The 15,757-nt window shown below is 38.6% G+C and carries 18 protein-coding genes; 9 read left to right on the top strand and 9 right to left on the bottom strand.

All coding sequences use genetic code 11. The features are described 5' to 3' along the window. The first annotated feature begins 92 nt into the window (after positions 1-92). Both AC504W_RS10075 and AC504W_RS10070 read left to right on the top strand, forming a co-directional pair. The gene (locus AC504W_RS10075) at positions 93-539 is read left to right on the top strand and encodes a Tse2 family ADP-ribosyltransferase toxin (protein WP_494877616.1); all 447 of its coding nucleotides are present in this window, start codon (positions 93-95) and stop codon (positions 537-539) included. A gap of 26 nt (positions 540-565) precedes the next feature. After that, positions 566-1,093, top strand: coding sequence for a hypothetical protein (locus AC504W_RS10070; protein ID WP_494877615.1), 528 nt, complete (start codon positions 566-568; stop codon positions 1,091-1,093). 46 nt (positions 1,094-1,139) lie between these two features. Here AC504W_RS10070 and AC504W_RS10065 read toward each other — a convergent pair whose 3' ends face one another. From AC504W_RS10065 to groES, 6 genes are all read right to left on the bottom strand, one after another. Beyond that, positions 1,140-1,571 (bottom strand): hypothetical protein, encoded by a 432-nt coding sequence (locus AC504W_RS10065; protein ID WP_494877614.1) that lies wholly within the window; start codon positions 1,569-1,571, stop codon positions 1,140-1,142. An 82-nt stretch (positions 1,572-1,653) separates the two neighbouring features. Next, the gene (locus AC504W_RS10060; protein ID WP_494877613.1) at positions 1,654-3,630 is read right to left on the bottom strand and encodes a WD40 repeat domain-containing protein; all 1,977 of its coding nucleotides are present in this window, start codon (positions 3,628-3,630) and stop codon (positions 1,654-1,656) included. 211 nt (positions 3,631-3,841) lie between these two features. Then, positions 3,842-4,246: a type II toxin-antitoxin system VapC family toxin gene (locus tag AC504W_RS10055; protein WP_494877612.1), complete on the bottom strand. Its 405-nt coding sequence runs from the start codon at positions 4,244-4,246 to the stop codon at positions 3,842-3,844. Further along, positions 4,247-4,534 carry a hypothetical protein gene (locus tag AC504W_RS10050; protein ID WP_494877611.1) on the bottom strand — a complete coding sequence of 96 codons (288 nt, stop codon included), beginning with the start codon at positions 4,532-4,534 and terminating at the stop codon, positions 4,247-4,249. 137 nt (positions 4,535-4,671) lie between these two features. Next, a complete protein-coding gene (gene groL, locus AC504W_RS10045) occupies positions 4,672-6,309 on the bottom strand; it encodes a chaperonin GroEL (protein WP_096575609.1) in 1,638 nt (545 codons plus the stop codon). A 98-nt stretch (positions 6,310-6,407) separates the two neighbouring features. Further along, the gene (groES, locus tag AC504W_RS10040; protein WP_096575611.1) at positions 6,408-6,719 is read right to left on the bottom strand and encodes a co-chaperone GroES; all 312 of its coding nucleotides are present in this window, start codon (positions 6,717-6,719) and stop codon (positions 6,408-6,410) included. A gap of 684 nt (positions 6,720-7,403) precedes the next feature. Between groES and AC504W_RS10035 the strand changes: the two genes are divergently transcribed. Further along, positions 7,404-7,565, top strand: coding sequence for a hypothetical protein (locus AC504W_RS10035; protein ID WP_494877610.1), 162 nt, complete (start codon positions 7,404-7,406; stop codon positions 7,563-7,565). 340 nt (positions 7,566-7,905) lie between these two features. Continuing rightward, entirely contained in the window at positions 7,906-8,583 is a 678-nt protein-coding gene (locus AC504W_RS10030; protein ID WP_015113911.1) for a response regulator transcription factor, read from the top strand. Positions 8,584-9,110: 527 nt separating this feature from the next. On the opposite strand, the gene AC504W_RS10025 is transcribed toward AC504W_RS10030, so the two are convergent. Continuing rightward, positions 9,111-9,764: a DUF3386 domain-containing protein gene (locus AC504W_RS10025; protein WP_494877609.1), complete on the bottom strand. Its 654-nt coding sequence runs from the start codon at positions 9,762-9,764 to the stop codon at positions 9,111-9,113. A gap of 113 nt (positions 9,765-9,877) precedes the next feature. Here AC504W_RS10025 and AC504W_RS10020 point away from each other — a divergent pair, with 113 nt between their 5' ends. The 3 genes from AC504W_RS10020 to crtC all read left to right on the top strand — a co-directional run bounded on the left by AC504W_RS10020 (position 9,878) and on the right by crtC (position 12,660). Then, positions 9,878-10,543: a LuxR C-terminal-related transcriptional regulator gene (locus tag AC504W_RS10020; protein ID WP_494877608.1), complete on the top strand. Its 666-nt coding sequence runs from the start codon at positions 9,878-9,880 to the stop codon at positions 10,541-10,543. A gap of 490 nt (positions 10,544-11,033) precedes the next feature. After that, positions 11,034-11,462, top strand: a complete 429-nt coding sequence (locus tag AC504W_RS10015) for a hypothetical protein (RefSeq protein WP_494877607.1) — start codon at positions 11,034-11,036, stop codon at positions 11,460-11,462. 274 nt (positions 11,463-11,736) lie between these two features. Next, positions 11,737-12,660: a cyanoexosortase C gene (crtC, locus tag AC504W_RS10010; RefSeq protein WP_494877606.1), complete on the top strand. Its 924-nt coding sequence runs from the start codon at positions 11,737-11,739 to the stop codon at positions 12,658-12,660. 122 nt (positions 12,661-12,782) lie between these two features. Here the strand turns inward: crtC and dcd are convergent, their stop codons facing one another. Both dcd and AC504W_RS10000 read right to left on the bottom strand, forming a co-directional pair. After that, positions 12,783-13,352 (bottom strand): dCTP deaminase, encoded by a 570-nt coding sequence (gene dcd / locus AC504W_RS10005; RefSeq protein WP_222838781.1) that lies wholly within the window; start codon positions 13,350-13,352, stop codon positions 12,783-12,785. An 82-nt stretch (positions 13,353-13,434) separates the two neighbouring features. Next, positions 13,435-13,971 carry a P-loop NTPase family protein gene (locus AC504W_RS10000; protein WP_494877605.1) on the bottom strand — a complete coding sequence of 179 codons (537 nt, stop codon included), beginning with the start codon at positions 13,969-13,971 and terminating at the stop codon, positions 13,435-13,437. A gap of 352 nt (positions 13,972-14,323) precedes the next feature. On the opposite strand from AC504W_RS10000, the gene AC504W_RS09995 reads away from it, so the two are divergent. After that, positions 14,324-14,890 carry an adenylate kinase family protein gene (locus tag AC504W_RS09995; RefSeq protein WP_494877604.1) on the top strand — a complete coding sequence of 189 codons (567 nt, stop codon included), beginning with the start codon at positions 14,324-14,326 and terminating at the stop codon, positions 14,888-14,890. A gap of 64 nt (positions 14,891-14,954) precedes the next feature. Further along, positions 14,955-15,695, top strand: a complete 741-nt coding sequence (gene rph, locus AC504W_RS09990; protein ID WP_494877603.1) for a ribonuclease PH — start codon at positions 14,955-14,957, stop codon at positions 15,693-15,695. Positions 15,696-15,757 lie beyond the last annotated feature (62 nt).

The raw sequence follows: 15,757 nt of genomic DNA, 5'->3' as shown, positions 1-15,757 counted from the left end.
TTTTTTTATTAGTAATTTCGCTCATGATTTTTTGTGAAAGGTGTATCCATAAAACGCATATTGATTATATTTAAATTTTGTATTATTCGTGTATGGTAAAACTCTACTATCGTGGGATGGTGGCGCAAAATGGCAAACCCAAAATAGGTCGAAGTGCCAGATTATTAGGAATTAGACCAGGTATTGATATAAACATTGAGCAAATGCCTATAGGTTATCTTGATGAGCAAGGCTATTTGTTAGCAGAGTCAGAACGTGAGGTTCAAGGAGAGCTTGTTACTGTCGCCATCAAAGATACAAAGGGAATGTCTGTTTCTTTATCTATTGAAGCTTTACCAGCATTTCGTAAACCTCAACAATTTGGTGGAACTGGAAAAGATTCACTGTGGCACATTGATGATATTCATATCACTGGAGATTTACAAGCTATTCAAGATAGTCCAACCCACGTTAGCATTTTACCAAGAGTTACAATGTCTTTAGAAAGGTACGAATTAGCATTAGCAAATACCAAAAACTATTGGCAGAGAGTTGATTAAAATAATGAGAATAGGAAGCTAAAAACATGGCATGGATATTTAGTTTATCAGCAGAATGTGGTTCTGATGAAAGCACTGCTCATAAATTGGCTCAACATTTTATGGGGCAAATATTGATACTCTCAAATGGTAGTTCATGTCTATGTCAAGTAGACACCTTTCAAGATATAGAAAGCAATTGGTGGTGTCGTGTTTACCCAAATAATATTAGTGGAGTAGGAATCAATAGCCCAGAAAGTGCTTATTTAATGACAGATTTGGGTATTTTACTATATCAAAAACTACGCACTGCTCCTGCATTTCGTTATGCCTTAGTAGGTGTAGAAGTTGATGAATTTAGAACATATAGTGAATTAATTGAAGACTTACCTAATTTATCTATTCCAGGATTAGTTTTATCTCAAATAATTGAACATGAAGTAGAAACATTACCTGTTTTTCGACAATTTAGCTCTGGTTATATTTGGCAACCTTATCAGGGAGAAATTTATAATCCTCTGATGGTATCGCCAGAGTTAAAAACCAAGCTCGATGAGCTTTTGGTTATAAGTTGAATTTAAGCTTTGATTGATCAAATAAAGAGTATAATTTGAATTATATTTAGTTTCGCTCACGATTTGTTTGTCTAACAAATATAATTGCGAAAAGATTAATAATTGGTAGAATCAATAAGGTGAAGATTAAAGTAAAGATAAGAAGAGTGCGATCGCGCGGTTTATCTGGATGAATAATTTCCTGTTTTAACATTCCATTAATATATCTTCGCTCTATTTTAGTCATCACACATTTATATTGATACTCAACTTCAAACTTTTCATCTTTTACATAATCATTCAACCAATATTCATCACAACGATAACTATAAAAACCCGCAACCTCATAACTTGAAGTTTTATGTTCAACAATTTTGCCTAGAAAATAACGAGTTGATTCTTTTATATTACCTTCATTGCCTAGAATTCGAGTTTCTAAAATTCGATTATCTGGGTGATACTTAGTTATTACCTGAGAACCATCAGGAACATTAATCACCTCAAATCTAGCTTCGCCGATATTACTGTTCTACTAAGTATTTACAAGCGTTATCGTAACTCAATTTGTCTCCTGATATTACTTACTCATACCCCCAAATTTTAATTGTATTGTCAGTACTACCGCTTATTATATTTTTACCGTCAATACTAAAAGCTACTGAATTAACAGTTCCTGAATGACCTGAAAGGGTATTTATTAACTCTTTTGTACTTAAATGCCAAAGCTTAATAGTATTATCTTGGCTACCGCTAACTAAAAGCTGCCCATCAGGGCTAAAAGTAACACTAGAAACAGGGTTATTATGTCCTGAAAATGTGTGAATTAATTCTCCGCTATGCAAATCCCATAATTTAATAGTCTTGTCATTACTTACACTCGCCAAAATCTTACTATTTGGACTAATTGCAACTGCGTTTACCCAGTTAGAATGTTCTTCAAAACTATAAATTGCTAATTCAGTTTTAATATCCCAAATTGTAATAGTATGACCACGACTAGCACTGATTAATTGTCGTCCATCAGTATCAAAAATAAGAGATGTAATAGCACCTCCATTATTATTTAATTGACAAATTAATTCTTCTGTATCTATATTCCATATCTTGATATTCCCATCTCCACTTCCAGTTGCAATACATTGTCCATCAGGACTAAACGCAATTGAATAAATAAAGCTTGAATATCCAGTAAAAGTTGTACCTGTTTTTGCAAACCATAACTTAACTTTATTGTCATCACCACCACTAGCTAATATTTGACCATCCGGGCTAAAGGCTATTGCTCTAACATAATCTGAATGTCCAGTAAATGTACCGATTACCTCTCCTTGATACAAATTCCAAATTTGGATGGTATGGTCACAACTACTACTTGCAAATGTTTTACCATTAGGACTGATAGCAACACATAAAACAGATTTTGAATGTTTACTAAGAGTATTGATACATCGCCAATTCCGTTTTTTTATATTTTCAAACTCTGCTATTAAATGCAAATCATTATTATATATTGATCGATAATGTTGACATATTGAACTTAGCTGTGAATGAAGTTTTCTTGTCCAGTCTGTAGGAATATCAGCCTCTATATTAAATAATTGCGGTTCATAATTTGGATCAATATTCAAATAATACCAATCTGCCAAAAATGCCGCTAATAACTTATGTAAGGTAACAATAGTTTTTCTGATGGCGCGAAAACTTTGACTTTCATCATTTCCAGCTTCTTCTAATTCCCTTTTTACTTCTTCCCAGTTCCAAGGTTCAAAAGATAAAGATACAGATTCTTGCAGTCCCCAAAACCGAATATTAAAATAAACTTCGTGGTCTGTAATATCAGTATAGATAATTGCAGTTGGTACAGCAGATAAAATTGTTTCTAGTTGTTTAACTTCAGCATCAAAAACAGAACGTTCAAAATATTTACCATAAAATTCTACAGGGCATAAATCGCCCTGAAGCGGATAATACTTCTCTAAAAATATCTTTAGTTGATTGCGAATCTCTTTATTGAGGCTGTCACGGAATGATACGGGAAAATCTTCGCTAATATCTGGAGGTGGAACTAACATCAATAAGCGAGGTTTCTGTTGTTCCTCAATAAAAATTCTCTGTACTTCATCACGACTTAAAATACCCGGCCACTTTTGTTGATCAAAAATTGCTTGAATCTCTTGTTTTTTGATTTCAATGTCTTTAGCTGTCTTTTCTCGAATTAAATCTAAATATAAAGCACTTAATTTACGTCTATCTTCTAATTCCTCCTGATTTAATTGCAAAGCCCTTTCTTCTCTTTCCACCTGAACTGCGGCAATTTGTATATCTGTTTTTAAGCGTAAATCTTGAATTTGCAGTAATTCTTTCTCTCTAGCTTCTCGGCGATTATAATAGTCTATTTCTGCCTGACGCACTCGCGTATCTTTTCTAGCATTTTCAATTTTTGTTGGTAAATTATGTTGATTATCTTTGCCGAATTGTTTATCAAGAAAAGCAGAAATAATTTTGTCACCAGTTTGCAGAACGAAACCAACAACAGCAGCAATAATATCAAATCGCATAGATTGTTTAAGTATAATTTAACTAAATTTGGTCAATTCTAACACCTTGAAAAAGTATGTCAAACGCATAAATACGTATTTTATAGATGACTCTGCACCTGTGATGTAAAATAAAAAAACAGCCCCCCTACAAAGGAAGCGGCTGTTTTTATTTAGCCCGTCTAATTAAATTTATTAATATCTAAAACTCAAAACTATTCAACTAAATAACTTAAGAAATTAACCAATCTTCCAACTGTAAATCTTTAACTCTGGTTAAATCAGAATCGTGAGAAACTAAAATTAAATTATGAACTATAGCGGTAGCAGCTATCAAAATATCTGCATCCTGAATGATTGTACCTCTGCCTTTTAAATCAGCATGAATTTCTGCGGCTTTTTGAAAAATTCTAATATTATCTAAAAATAAAATTGGATAATCTTGGCAAAATTGTTGAAATAAAGCTAGTTTTTTAGTGGCATTGCTGCTTAACAATCCTCGTTGAATTTCATAATATTTTATACCACTAATACCAAGAAATTCACCTTGCCTCCTTATTTCGGTAATTTTAAATCCTATTTGAATGTTTTGTTTTAGTGATGCTGAAACAATATTAGTATCTAATAAATAACCCATCTAACCTCGCTTTACAGCTTCATCAAAAAGTTGCATTTGCTCTGGAGTAAAATCATTGAGCATTCCTGAAACTAAATGTAAGGATAAAATACTTTTAACTCGTTTTGTTAATTGTTCTTCAGAAATATTATTGATATCTGGAACAGAGCTTGGGTCAAAAGTACGACTAATTAATTCAATCATTTCCTGTTTATTTAAGTTTTCTTGATAAATAGGATTATTATCAATTAATGTTATGACAATTTCAGGTAACTTTTGAAAATTAGATTGATAATTAATCAGAGTCATCTTTAAAGTTCCTCAAAATAAAACAATTTAAATTCTATGTTAGCAGTTAAAATTTTTTGGAAAATATAGAAATTGACAAAAAAACAGCTACATCCACAAGGAAGTAGCTGTTTTTTAATTTACTTGACTACATAGTATTAGTAATCGAAGTCACCGCCGCCCATACCAGCGCCAGCAGCAGGAGCAGCATCCTTGGGTTCTGGTTTGTCAACAACGATACATTCGGTTGTCAACACCATACCCGCGATAGAAGCAGCATTTTGCAGTGCAGAACGAGTTACTTTCGCGGGGTCAACGATACCAGCAGCCAACATATCAACGAATTCGTTGGTAGCAGCGTTGAAACCAACGTTGAATTCTTGCTCTTTAACGCGTTCAGCAATGACAGCGCCATTTTGACCTGCGTTTTCAGCAATTCTCTTCAGAGGTGCTGGTAATGCACGAGAGACAATTAAAGCACCAGTCAACTCTTCATCTTTGAGATTAGCTTTAGCCCACTCTTCCAATTGAGGAGCGAGGTGAGCCAGAGTGGTACCACCACCAGGAACGATACCTTCTTCTACCGCAGCTTTAGTAGCGTTGATAGCGTCTTCGAGGCGCAGTTTCTTGTCTTTCATTTCGGTTTCGGTGGCTGCACCAACTTTCACTACAGCTACACCGCCAGCCAATTTAGCCAGACGCTCTTGCAGTTTTTCTTTGTCGTAGGAAGATTCAGTTTCGTCCATTTGACGACGAATTTGTTCGATGCGAGCTTTAACGCCAGCTTCGTTACCTTCAGCAACAATTGTGGTGTTGTCTTTGGTGATGGTGATGCGGCGAGCTTTACCTAAACCATCAAGCTTGGTGTTTTCTAGCTTTAGACCAGCATCTTCAGTGACGAGTTGACCACCAGTGAGGATAGCAATATCTTCTAGCATAGCTTTGCGGCGATCGCCAAATCCAGGCGCTTTCACAGCAGCTACATTCAGCACACCACGCAAGCGGTTAACAACCAAGGTTGCTAAAGCTTCTTTTTCAATATCTTCAGCAATAATGACTAAGGGTTTGCCTTGACGGGCAACTTGCTCAAGAACGGGTACTAAATCTTGTACTAAAGCGATTTTCTTATCGGTCAGCAGTAGATAAGGATCATCGAATACTGCTTCCATCCGTTCAGGATCGGTGGCGAAGTAAGGAGAGATGTAGCCTTTGTCAAAGCGCATCCCTTCGGTGATTTCCAATTCGGTGGTCATGGATTTCCCTTCTTCTAGGGAAATTACGCCTTCTTTACCCACCTTGTCCATTGCTTGAGCAATCATCTGACCGACTTCATCGTCGTTACCGGCAGAGATAGAACCAACTTGAGCAATAGCTTTGGAATCTTCTACAGGACGAGCGTGTTCGGCAATTTTTTCTACCAAAAAGATGGTGGCTTTATCAATACCGCGCTTCAACAGGATGGCGTTAGCGCCAGCGGCTACGTTCCGTAAGCCTTCTTTCACAATTGCATGAGCCAATACGGTAGCAGTTGTGGTACCGTCACCCGCAGCGTCATTGGTTTTAGAAGCAGCTTGACGAATCAAAGAAACGCCAGTGTTTTCAACGTGGTCTTCTAATTCAATTTCTTTAGCGATGGTCACACCGTCATTCACGATTTGGGGTGCGCCGAATTTCTTCTCTAGAACTACGTTGCGACCTTTGGGGCCGAGGGTTACAGCTACAGCCTCAGCTAAAATGTCCATGCCTCGCTCTAGAGCGCGACGTGCGTTTTCGTTGTAAATAATGCGCTTTGCCATAGTTGTTAATCTTCCTGTGTCATTTGATGTGTGTCACTTGTCATTTGTCATTTGTCATTTGTCTAGGGACGATTGACTGTTGACCATTGACTTTTTGACTAACTAACTACTGCTAGAATGTCTTTTTCAGAAAGCAGTACGTATTCATCGGTGCCGAGTTTCACGTCTGTGCCAGCGTACTTGGAGTACAGCACTTTATCGCCAACTTTGACTTCCAACTCTTGACGACTACCGTCATCGTTACGCTTGCCAGGGCCAAGAGCAACAACTTCCCCTACTTGGGGCTTTTCTTTGGCGGTGTCAGGCAAATATAGACCACCAGCGGTCTTTTCTTCCGATGCGCTTACTTTTACGAAAACGCGATCGCCCAAAGGTTTAACTGTAGATACGCTTAAAGATACAGCTGCCATAAAATTTTTTCTCCAGAGTTAGCACTCTCAACTCCTGAGTGCTAATTTACCGAAGTAAAGCCTGCAATGGCAACATTTTCTGATGTACGGGTTCCCGAACTGTTGGAAGAAGGCAGGGGAGCAAGGGAGCGGAGGGGATAAAAATTTCTCTTTGCTTCACTGCACACTACTCCCCATCTCCTCTGCACCTCTGCACCCCTGCCCCTCTGCTCATTTCCCCACTCCCCACCTTCAGTAATCGGAAGTTCACTTAAGTATAAGTACCTAATTAAGTTTAATTTTCTGATTTTCATCAGTAAGTTACGAATATTTTTATATGGTCAACTTTATTTGCAAAGCTTGGAAATTGTTATAGAACAGTAAACAGGGATCTGAATCATGAGTAACAATACCAAGATTCAAAAAACCATCACATCGACACAGCCATTAAACATGTAGACAACAAGAAAACCTTAAGTAATTGTGTAAAAATTTTAGGAATTGCCAAAAATCAGCGACATATTTTTATGTATGCTGACCACATTGTTGCTAACTACGGTTAACAGCAAGTTAGTGGGTAGTTCTGGGAAGGCCTCCATTAGCTACTTCAAGAACTAAAACTTGATTAAAAGCTATGAAAGTTTACCCTTCTGTATCTTGACAATTCAAGACAATTGCTTGCCACTTTGTTGTTCTAGACAGATAATGGTTGTCTGCTCGGATGGTGGTGTCTGGTATCGCCAAGCAAATTTGCAAGTTATTGAGAGGATCATCCAAACATACTTGATCGGCATCATGGTGGTAGAAGAATTTGCATTTTTAACCCATCTTTGCCGGAAATTCCCCTACTTGCTTGTTAACATCTGATAAGGCTTCACATCCGCAGGATATAGTAAAGCAGTACGCTGATGAAAGTGCGAGTTGTTATAAAGCTAGGGTCATCTGAAGCCAATACTTACTAGTGAATGGCAGACGATTATTATTTAATCAGTGTTTTTTCACCCACCACTTTCAAAGCGATATATAATAGCGCATTATAATTACTACTGCTCTACGTATCCTTACCGGACTTTTGCCGATGAGCTAGTGGTCTTAAATAAGGTGAGAACCGCTTTTGAGACTTCGAGGAAGCAAAGGCAAGTTAAGTGGGAAAAAAGACAACATCTCGATAAATCCACCATATTAAGGATAACCATTCAAGACCTTGATGGACCGAAGCGCGACAAGTGCCACTGCTATGAAAGAGCCCAGCATGAAAGATCACAAACGCCTTCTACTAATTGATGACGACCCTAACCTCATCTTGCTGGTGAAGGATTACTTGGAATTTAGAGGATATGAAGTCGTCACTGCGGAAAATGGACGTGAAGCTCTGGAAATTCTAGAGCATGACGTTCCAGATATGATCATCTGTGACGTAATGATGCCGGAAATGGACGGTTACACTTTTGTAGAACAAGTCCGGCAAAATGAACGCACTAGTTGGATTCCCGTTCTGTTTTTGTCAGCCAAAGGACAAAGTGCAGACCGAGTGAAAGGTTTAAATAAAGGTGCTGATGTCTATATGGTCAAGCCCTTTGAACCAGAAGAACTCGTTGCACAAGTAGAATCTTCGCTGAAACAAACTATCCGTTGGAAGGAACACCAAGCCAAAGGCGGAGAAAACGGTTCCCGTATTCAGGTTCCCTTTGATGTGCAGTTAACTCCCACCGAACTGAAAGTAGTCCAGTTTGTAGCTAGGGGTTTAGCGAACAGAGAAATTGCTGAAGAATTAAATGTTAGTCAGCGTACCGTTGAAAGCCATGTGTCCAATATGTTGGGCAAAACCAATCTCCACAACCGCACTGAATTAGCGCGGTGGGCGATTGAAAATCAAATGGCTTAAAAGGCTTTCAGCATTCAGCCGTCAGCTTTTGACTGTTTCACTGGCCGCTGATAGCTGAAAGCTTGCTTACATCTAACGAGAACAATATCTCCTGAGAGTAAATTGAGGTAGATAGAATGCTTCCCGTTGGCAAAACTGCTTTGAGCCAGTGAGATAAGAAAGCAGCTAAATTCTGATCAAATGCGCCAATCTCAGCAGCAGCGCACCCCATTGAAAAATCCAGTCATCCCAGGACAAGTGACTTCAGCAATTATTACTGCCTAATAGTTATTGAATGCACGGGACAAATGACATGATTGCATCTACCCTCCTTGGGGTATCTCATGATTTTATCCTGTGCTGTGGAAGATAGTTCTTTGTGACGCGCATTAGTGCTAAGACATAACAAGAGCGCGAAAATGGTGAATCCTGCAAGTAATTCACTGCATCACTCTACCCAAATATTAAAAGCGATCGCCCTAACATCACCAGTGCGATCGCTTTTAGTTTTAATCAACTTCTCCAGGTGGGAGGGGACAGAAACTTTTTTAAGCAGCAGATTCCAACAACTGAATATTCGAGAAAATAAATTCTTGAATATTTAGATGTCCGTTGGTTTCGGTGCGAATTTCCCGGCGGTTGAGAATGAAGTATTTGCCTACTTTTTCATATTCATCGGTGAATTCGCTTCTACCACCCTTTTGTTCGCCAGTCTTGGGATCGTGGTAAACAGAATCATAGGTATGAGACAAGTAACCTTCGCCAGTTTGGTGGCTGCTGAAGGTGTTGATAGTCACGAAAATGCCATGAATTTGACGGTGAACCAGACAAACTTCGTTATTGCGGACTTTATATTTATCGCCAGAACCTTTACCACCAACTAAAATTTCCACTGCATCAGTTAAGTCGGTGTCACCATAGCTAAAGGTATTTTCGCTGTGGGTATCTTCAAAGCTGCGACGGATGCGGTGAATAGCAATTTCCCAAGCTTGACCGTGGATGGCTTTTTTTACGGCTTCGTCTTCAACTCCCAGAACTTCCGCCTTGAGATCAGCATTGATGATTACTTTACCTGTAGTAACTTTATCGTCATACTTATAGGTAACATCTGCGGTATAACCTGGGAAATTGTTATCCCATGTGTAACGGTTTTCATAAGCAGCCCGGAAAAGTTCCTGAGCAGAGAGTTTGGTAACTGTCATGTGCTTCTCCTAGCGTATCCAGTGATAATAGCGTTTTATTGTTGCTGGTATTAGCATAGAAGTAATTGTTGAGTAGAGCATAGTCCCCAATGGGGTACACTTTGGGTACACTTATGGCTAATTCTCTTCATGCTGTATTTGGTGCGATCGCTACTGTCCGTAATGAGCAAGAGCTACATCTAGCCCTGAAGGATAACATTAGCGAGCATTTTGGCGTACAGCATTGGGGTATCTATCTTTTAGATGACCAAGTAGCAACAGAAATTAATATTCCCGCTATTCCCTCTGTATGTTTAGAGGGTAATCCTGTTGGACGCTATGTAGTTGAGCGTCACGCTCCCGCCCATGAGCAATTATTATTATCACCAGGAGACTGGAAACATTTTTGTTCTCGTTCTGACCACGAACATGTGATGACTGGGCCAATTGTTTGCGATGGTCAGTTGATTGGTACATTACACTTAGCACGCGATCGCGGCCAGCCTGCTTTTGATGGCAACGATTTAGCTGACTTGAGTGCTGTATGCTTGCATTTGTCAGCCAAAATTGCAACTTTAAGGGCAAAACCCACAACTTCACCGTTAGTTAGCCGCTTGACACCACGGGAGTTAGAAATTGCGGAATTGGTGGCGCAAGGTTTAACTAACGCAGAAATTGGTGAAAAACTTTGGATTACGCAAAACTCTGTGAAACAGGCTTTAAAGCGGATGTTTCGCAAGCTAGAAGTATCAGCACGAGCCGAGATGGTGGCGAAATTACAAGATGTTTTGGTTTCGTAGAGTCATGATGTGCGATCGCAGTTAGTAGGCATAATCTTATTTTCTTGTTTATAGTCAGTAATTTTGCAAAGAATTAATATAATTACTGACTAAAATTATTTTTTTGGATACAGGCGCAACCTTTGGCAACAATGTTTGAAAATTCACGTCATATTTTATAAGTTTTGACTCTAGATTTTCTCTTCTTAGGAGGTGGTGATTACATAGAATTAGAAAACACAGTCTAGTATTCAGTATAAATTTTATAAAAGGCTACAAATAAATTAAGTAGCAAAAAATAGCATTAAAGAAAGAAATAGTAGTTGACAATTAGTAACACGTAAAAATCAGGCAATAAACATACAATCTGCTGTATAACTACCGAATTATTCATAGATTTGCAGTTATGTACCAATAGATAGATGAATAGTAATTAATATTTTTGTAAAAATTCTGACTAAAGAAATCCAAATACTTATTCAGTAAACATTTTTGAGGAGAAAAATAATTTATGAAATTTAAAACCGTATGTGCAAGCATAGCGGTCACTACTTCTATAGCTACAGGTATGGTATTTGTTCCTCAATCTCATACACTAGCTCAAAACAAACCAACTCAAACCGAACAGATAAATTCAAGACGGTCAGGAACTTTGGAAATGCAATGGATTTTAGGGTTTATACCCTGGCCAACATGGGCTAGAAGTTCAAATAGTTCCCGTAGCCAAAATTCAGGTAATAGCAATACCTATGCAAATAACCCAAGCAATCCCAAGTTAACAAATATAGGTAAACCAAATAACTCAAAACCAATAGATACAAAGCAAGGTTATAACCAAAAACAAGTCCCTGTTCCTGTTTTAATACCAGGATTAGCTGCTTTAGGTATAGGCTTGGTACGCAAAAATCGTCAAGCTTCAAAGCAAATCGAGATGAAATAAATTACTTATTCCTTCTCAAAGATAAACAGTGAGAAAAAGATGACTTTCTCACTTAAGCAAATTTATATTCTGCCTAAACTTTCAAGGAAGAGTCTATTCATAAAGTAAAAATAACATTTTTGTAGGGTGTGTTAGGCGCATACTTTCGATCTGATTTGTCATAAAAAATATAAATCCTACGACTAACGCACTACTACAGATTACTGTGCATTAGGCTAAAACCGGATTTTACTTTGCCTAATTAATAGTTAATCAAGAGGAGGCTTTAATTCCTTTGAATATCTATAAAAAATATGCTTATAAAATCAAGAAAATATTATTAACCTATTTAGTAAAAAAACATAGTCTAATAGTTTTGTGTGGTTTATTTGTAGGTTTATATTATTACTTATTTTTTTGGTTAAAGACACTAATAAATTTCCTGATTGGTGGTAGTACATTTCCATTATTGACAGTTACTGCGGCTTATTTAGCATTACAGGAGTTATGGGAACAGAAACCTCAAATTGCTAAGTTAAATCCGGTAGCAATAGAGCGAAGAATAGGCCATAGTTTGATTTTATTTGGATTTGGCATTTTCCCTTTTACTCTGAATAAAGGCTGGTCTCAAGCATTAATTTGGTTAGGAATTTTAGCAGGTATTGCCCTTAGCTCTTGGGGAATACAATTCTTTAAAAGCTATCAACGGTCAATTTTTTTGATGGTTACAAGTATATATCCGGGGATTTACTCTATAGCATCATATATATGGCAAGCCTTGACTCCAGAAAGAACAATGGATCACATTCAAGCTTGGAGTGTTAATTTAGCACTTCATGCCATAGGTTATCCCAGTATTTTAGATGGAACATTAGTAAAATTACCCACGGGTGGCGTAGATATAGGATGGGGTTGTAACGGATTTGATTTGATGGTCTTGATGCTGATGACTAGTCTGTTAATAGGTATGACTTACAGACTAAAAGTCTTTCAAACATTAACAATCAGCTTTTTGGGATGTGTTGTAGCTTTCAGTTTCAACACTGCTCGGATTGCATTACTGGCAATTGTAGTTGCTTATTGGGATGCAAGATCATTTGAGTTTTGGCATCATGGTTGGGGAGGACAAATCTTTTCCGCAGCCATGTTTATAGTATTCTATTACCTGCTTATTCAAATGCGGTTACTGGATTTTGCTCACAAACCTAAGCTGCGATGATCAGGCAACAGATTCAATATTAATGATGCGATGTATAACGACAAGCCGCTGTGTGTCTATGCACACAATAAACATCAAAACCACAGGTAAAATTAACCATAACCTGTGGTTTTGAATTGGAGCTAGACGCGAGCTATAGTGACAATCTCTAACTGATCTTGATATTTACCCTGTCTTGCTTCGTAACTAATTGCACAGGGTTCTCCTTCTAAAAAGAGTAACTGCACTACACCCTCATTGGCATATATACGACAGTCTGCACTAGAAGAATTGGAAAATTCTAGAGTTAAATGCCCGCGCCACGCCGCTTCCGCAGGAGTTAAGTTTGCAATTATGCCACAACGTGCATACGTACTTTTACCTATACAAACTACTGTAATATTATCGGGAACCTCTAGCCTTTCTAAAGCAACACCTAATCCATAAGAATGAGCAGGCAAAATAAAGTAACTGCCATTCACATCTGTATGTAGTGGTGTTGACTCTAAATTGTGAGGATTAAAGTTTTTGGGGTCAACCACAGTTCCTGGTATGTGGCGAAAAATCCGAAACTCAGCGGGGGAGAGGCGGATATCGTAGCCATAGGAAGAAAGACCGTAGCTGATAACGGGTTGAGCATCTACGGATGTCTCTTTCTGTACTTTTCGGATTAAGCTTGGCTCAAAAGGTGAAATCATGCCTTTTTGAGCCATTTCCGTAATCCACTTATCGTTCTTAATCACAAGTTCACAGGTAATTCCAACCGAACTACTAGAATATCGTGAACAGTGTCCTTTAGGGTCGGTGGCTGCGGCGAATTTCAGTAATTTGATCGGCGACATCTAACAGGGATTTGGGCATTTCTGGCCCTGTGAGAATGATATCGATGTGGGGAGGACGTTTTGCTAAGAAAGCTAACACATCGGCTTCGGGAATTAAACCAAAGTTAATGGCTAAACTTAACTCATCTAAAACGACTAGGGCATATTTACCTGCGTAGACGACATTTTGAGTATGTTGCCATAACTGTTGTAAAGCTTGATTTTCGGCTTCGTCTAGTTGTGGTGTATCGATACAGCGGGGTAAATCACAGCGTATCCAGTCGAGATTTTGTCCTAACTGAATTGGTTTATCTTGTCCTTGACCAATACCGCCTTTGAGAAACTGTACCACTAATACTGATGTGCCTTGACCAGCAATTCTCAAGGCTTGAGCCATCACAGTGGTAAAAAAGTTACGGTGAGCGCTAGTAAAAACTTGTACTAGTCCTTCTACTGGGTTTGGTGAGGAAAGTGACGAATTGCTGCTGGGAAATTCTAACTGGGCAACCATAAGGAAAATTTAGAAAATTACAAAAAAATAAATAAGTTCTGCTGAGAGTTGTTCAAATCTATTTATATGATTAACCTGATTTTGACAAGCGTGTTCTGGAAGAAGGGGGAATAGGGAAATAAAGGGTGTAGGGAAAAGAAGGCCAAAGGGACAAGGTTAGAACGAAAAAATCATCCAAAATCCAAAATTGGGATGAGATATTGACATTTTCATTTTTTGGATGAAACTAGTCGCAACACGATCGCAAAATTTAGGAGCAATAAATGAAAATAGCCGAGTGTGATCTAGACTATTGGTTTGGGCAAAACAAAGTAGAATGTTATGAATTTTACCAGATGAGGAGTGAAATTAAGTGAGATTAGTGATTCTGGGAGGTTCAGGATCAGGTAAAAGCACTCAAGCGCAAAGGCTGGGTAGACACTTCGATATACCTCAGATTTCTACGGGTGAAATTTTACGAGAAGCGATCGCTAACTATAGCGAACTCGGTCGCCATGCACAACCCTATGTAGCTAGAGGTGAGCTAGTCCCCGATGAAATGATGATTGAATTAATGCGGCTGCGACTGAAAAAACTTGATGTTGTTGGTGGTTGGATTTTAGAAGGTTATCCCCGCACGGCGTTTCAATCGGAAGAACTAGATTTTTTATTGGAGACTTTAGAACAGAAGTTAGATTGGGCAATTTATTTACAAGTACCGCAAGCCATCATGGTCAGCCGTTCTCTAGGCCGTTCTCTACCAGATGACCAACCAGAAATTGTTCAACGTCGAGTGGAAATATTTTACGATCGCACTATCCCCATCCTAGAATATTACGACCGTCGCCGCCGCCTGTTAACAATCAACGGTGATCAACTACCTGATATGGTAGAGCAAACTATCCTCACTCTGCTGACGAGTGCTGAATCAAAAGGCTAAAAAACAAAATTTCACACTTCATACTTCACGCAGTATTCTAGATGAAAATTGTGAGGCAAATCTAATGGCATGGCAGCGTCCCGATGGCAGACAACCTTACGAGCTTCGTCCTGTGAGCTTTCAGTCTGGTTTTACTCGTTTTGCGCCTGGTTCGGTGCTGGCTAGATGCGGTGATACTCAAGTACTTTGTAATGTTACTGTGACCGAGGGAGTGCCAAGATTTTTAGCTGGAAGTGGTAAAGGATGGTTAACGGCTGAGTACCGGATGTTACCCGCAGCTACCCAGCAGCGCCAAGAACGAGAATTATTGAAATTATCTGGTAGGACTCAAGAAATTCAACGTTTAATCGGACGCAGCTTAAGGGCAACAATAAATTTTGAGGCGTTAGGAGAACGGACTATTACTGTGGATGCTGATGTGTTGCAAGCAGATGCAGGAACGAGAACCACCGCCATTACAGGTGGTTTTGTCGCCTTAGCACAGGCAATTTCGCAATTATTACAGCGTGGGGCGTTAGAGCGATCGCCTTTATCTGGACAAGTGGCGGCAATTTCTGTAGGTTTATTACAAGGTGAGCCATATTTAGATTTAAACTACCCAGAAGACGTAGCAGCTACAGTAGATTTCAACGTCGTGATGGATCATCATTTGGGAATTATTGAAGTTCAAGGAACAGCAGAAGAAGGTAGTTTTAGCCGTACTCAATTGAATCAACTGCTAGATTTTGCCGAAAAAGGCATTCAAGAATTACTAATTGCTCAACGCGAAGCTATTCCTGGCTGGGAAAATCTTTTTGAAGTCTGAAGTGTGAGAGGTTATTTATAAAGTAAATATTAAGTAGGGTGTGTTACGGCTATACAAAGATT

The sequence above is a fragment of the Nostoc sp. C96 genome (assembly GCF_059384975.1).
Note: the sequence above shows the minus strand (reverse complement) of the source record. Positions and strands in the feature narration are given on the sequence as shown.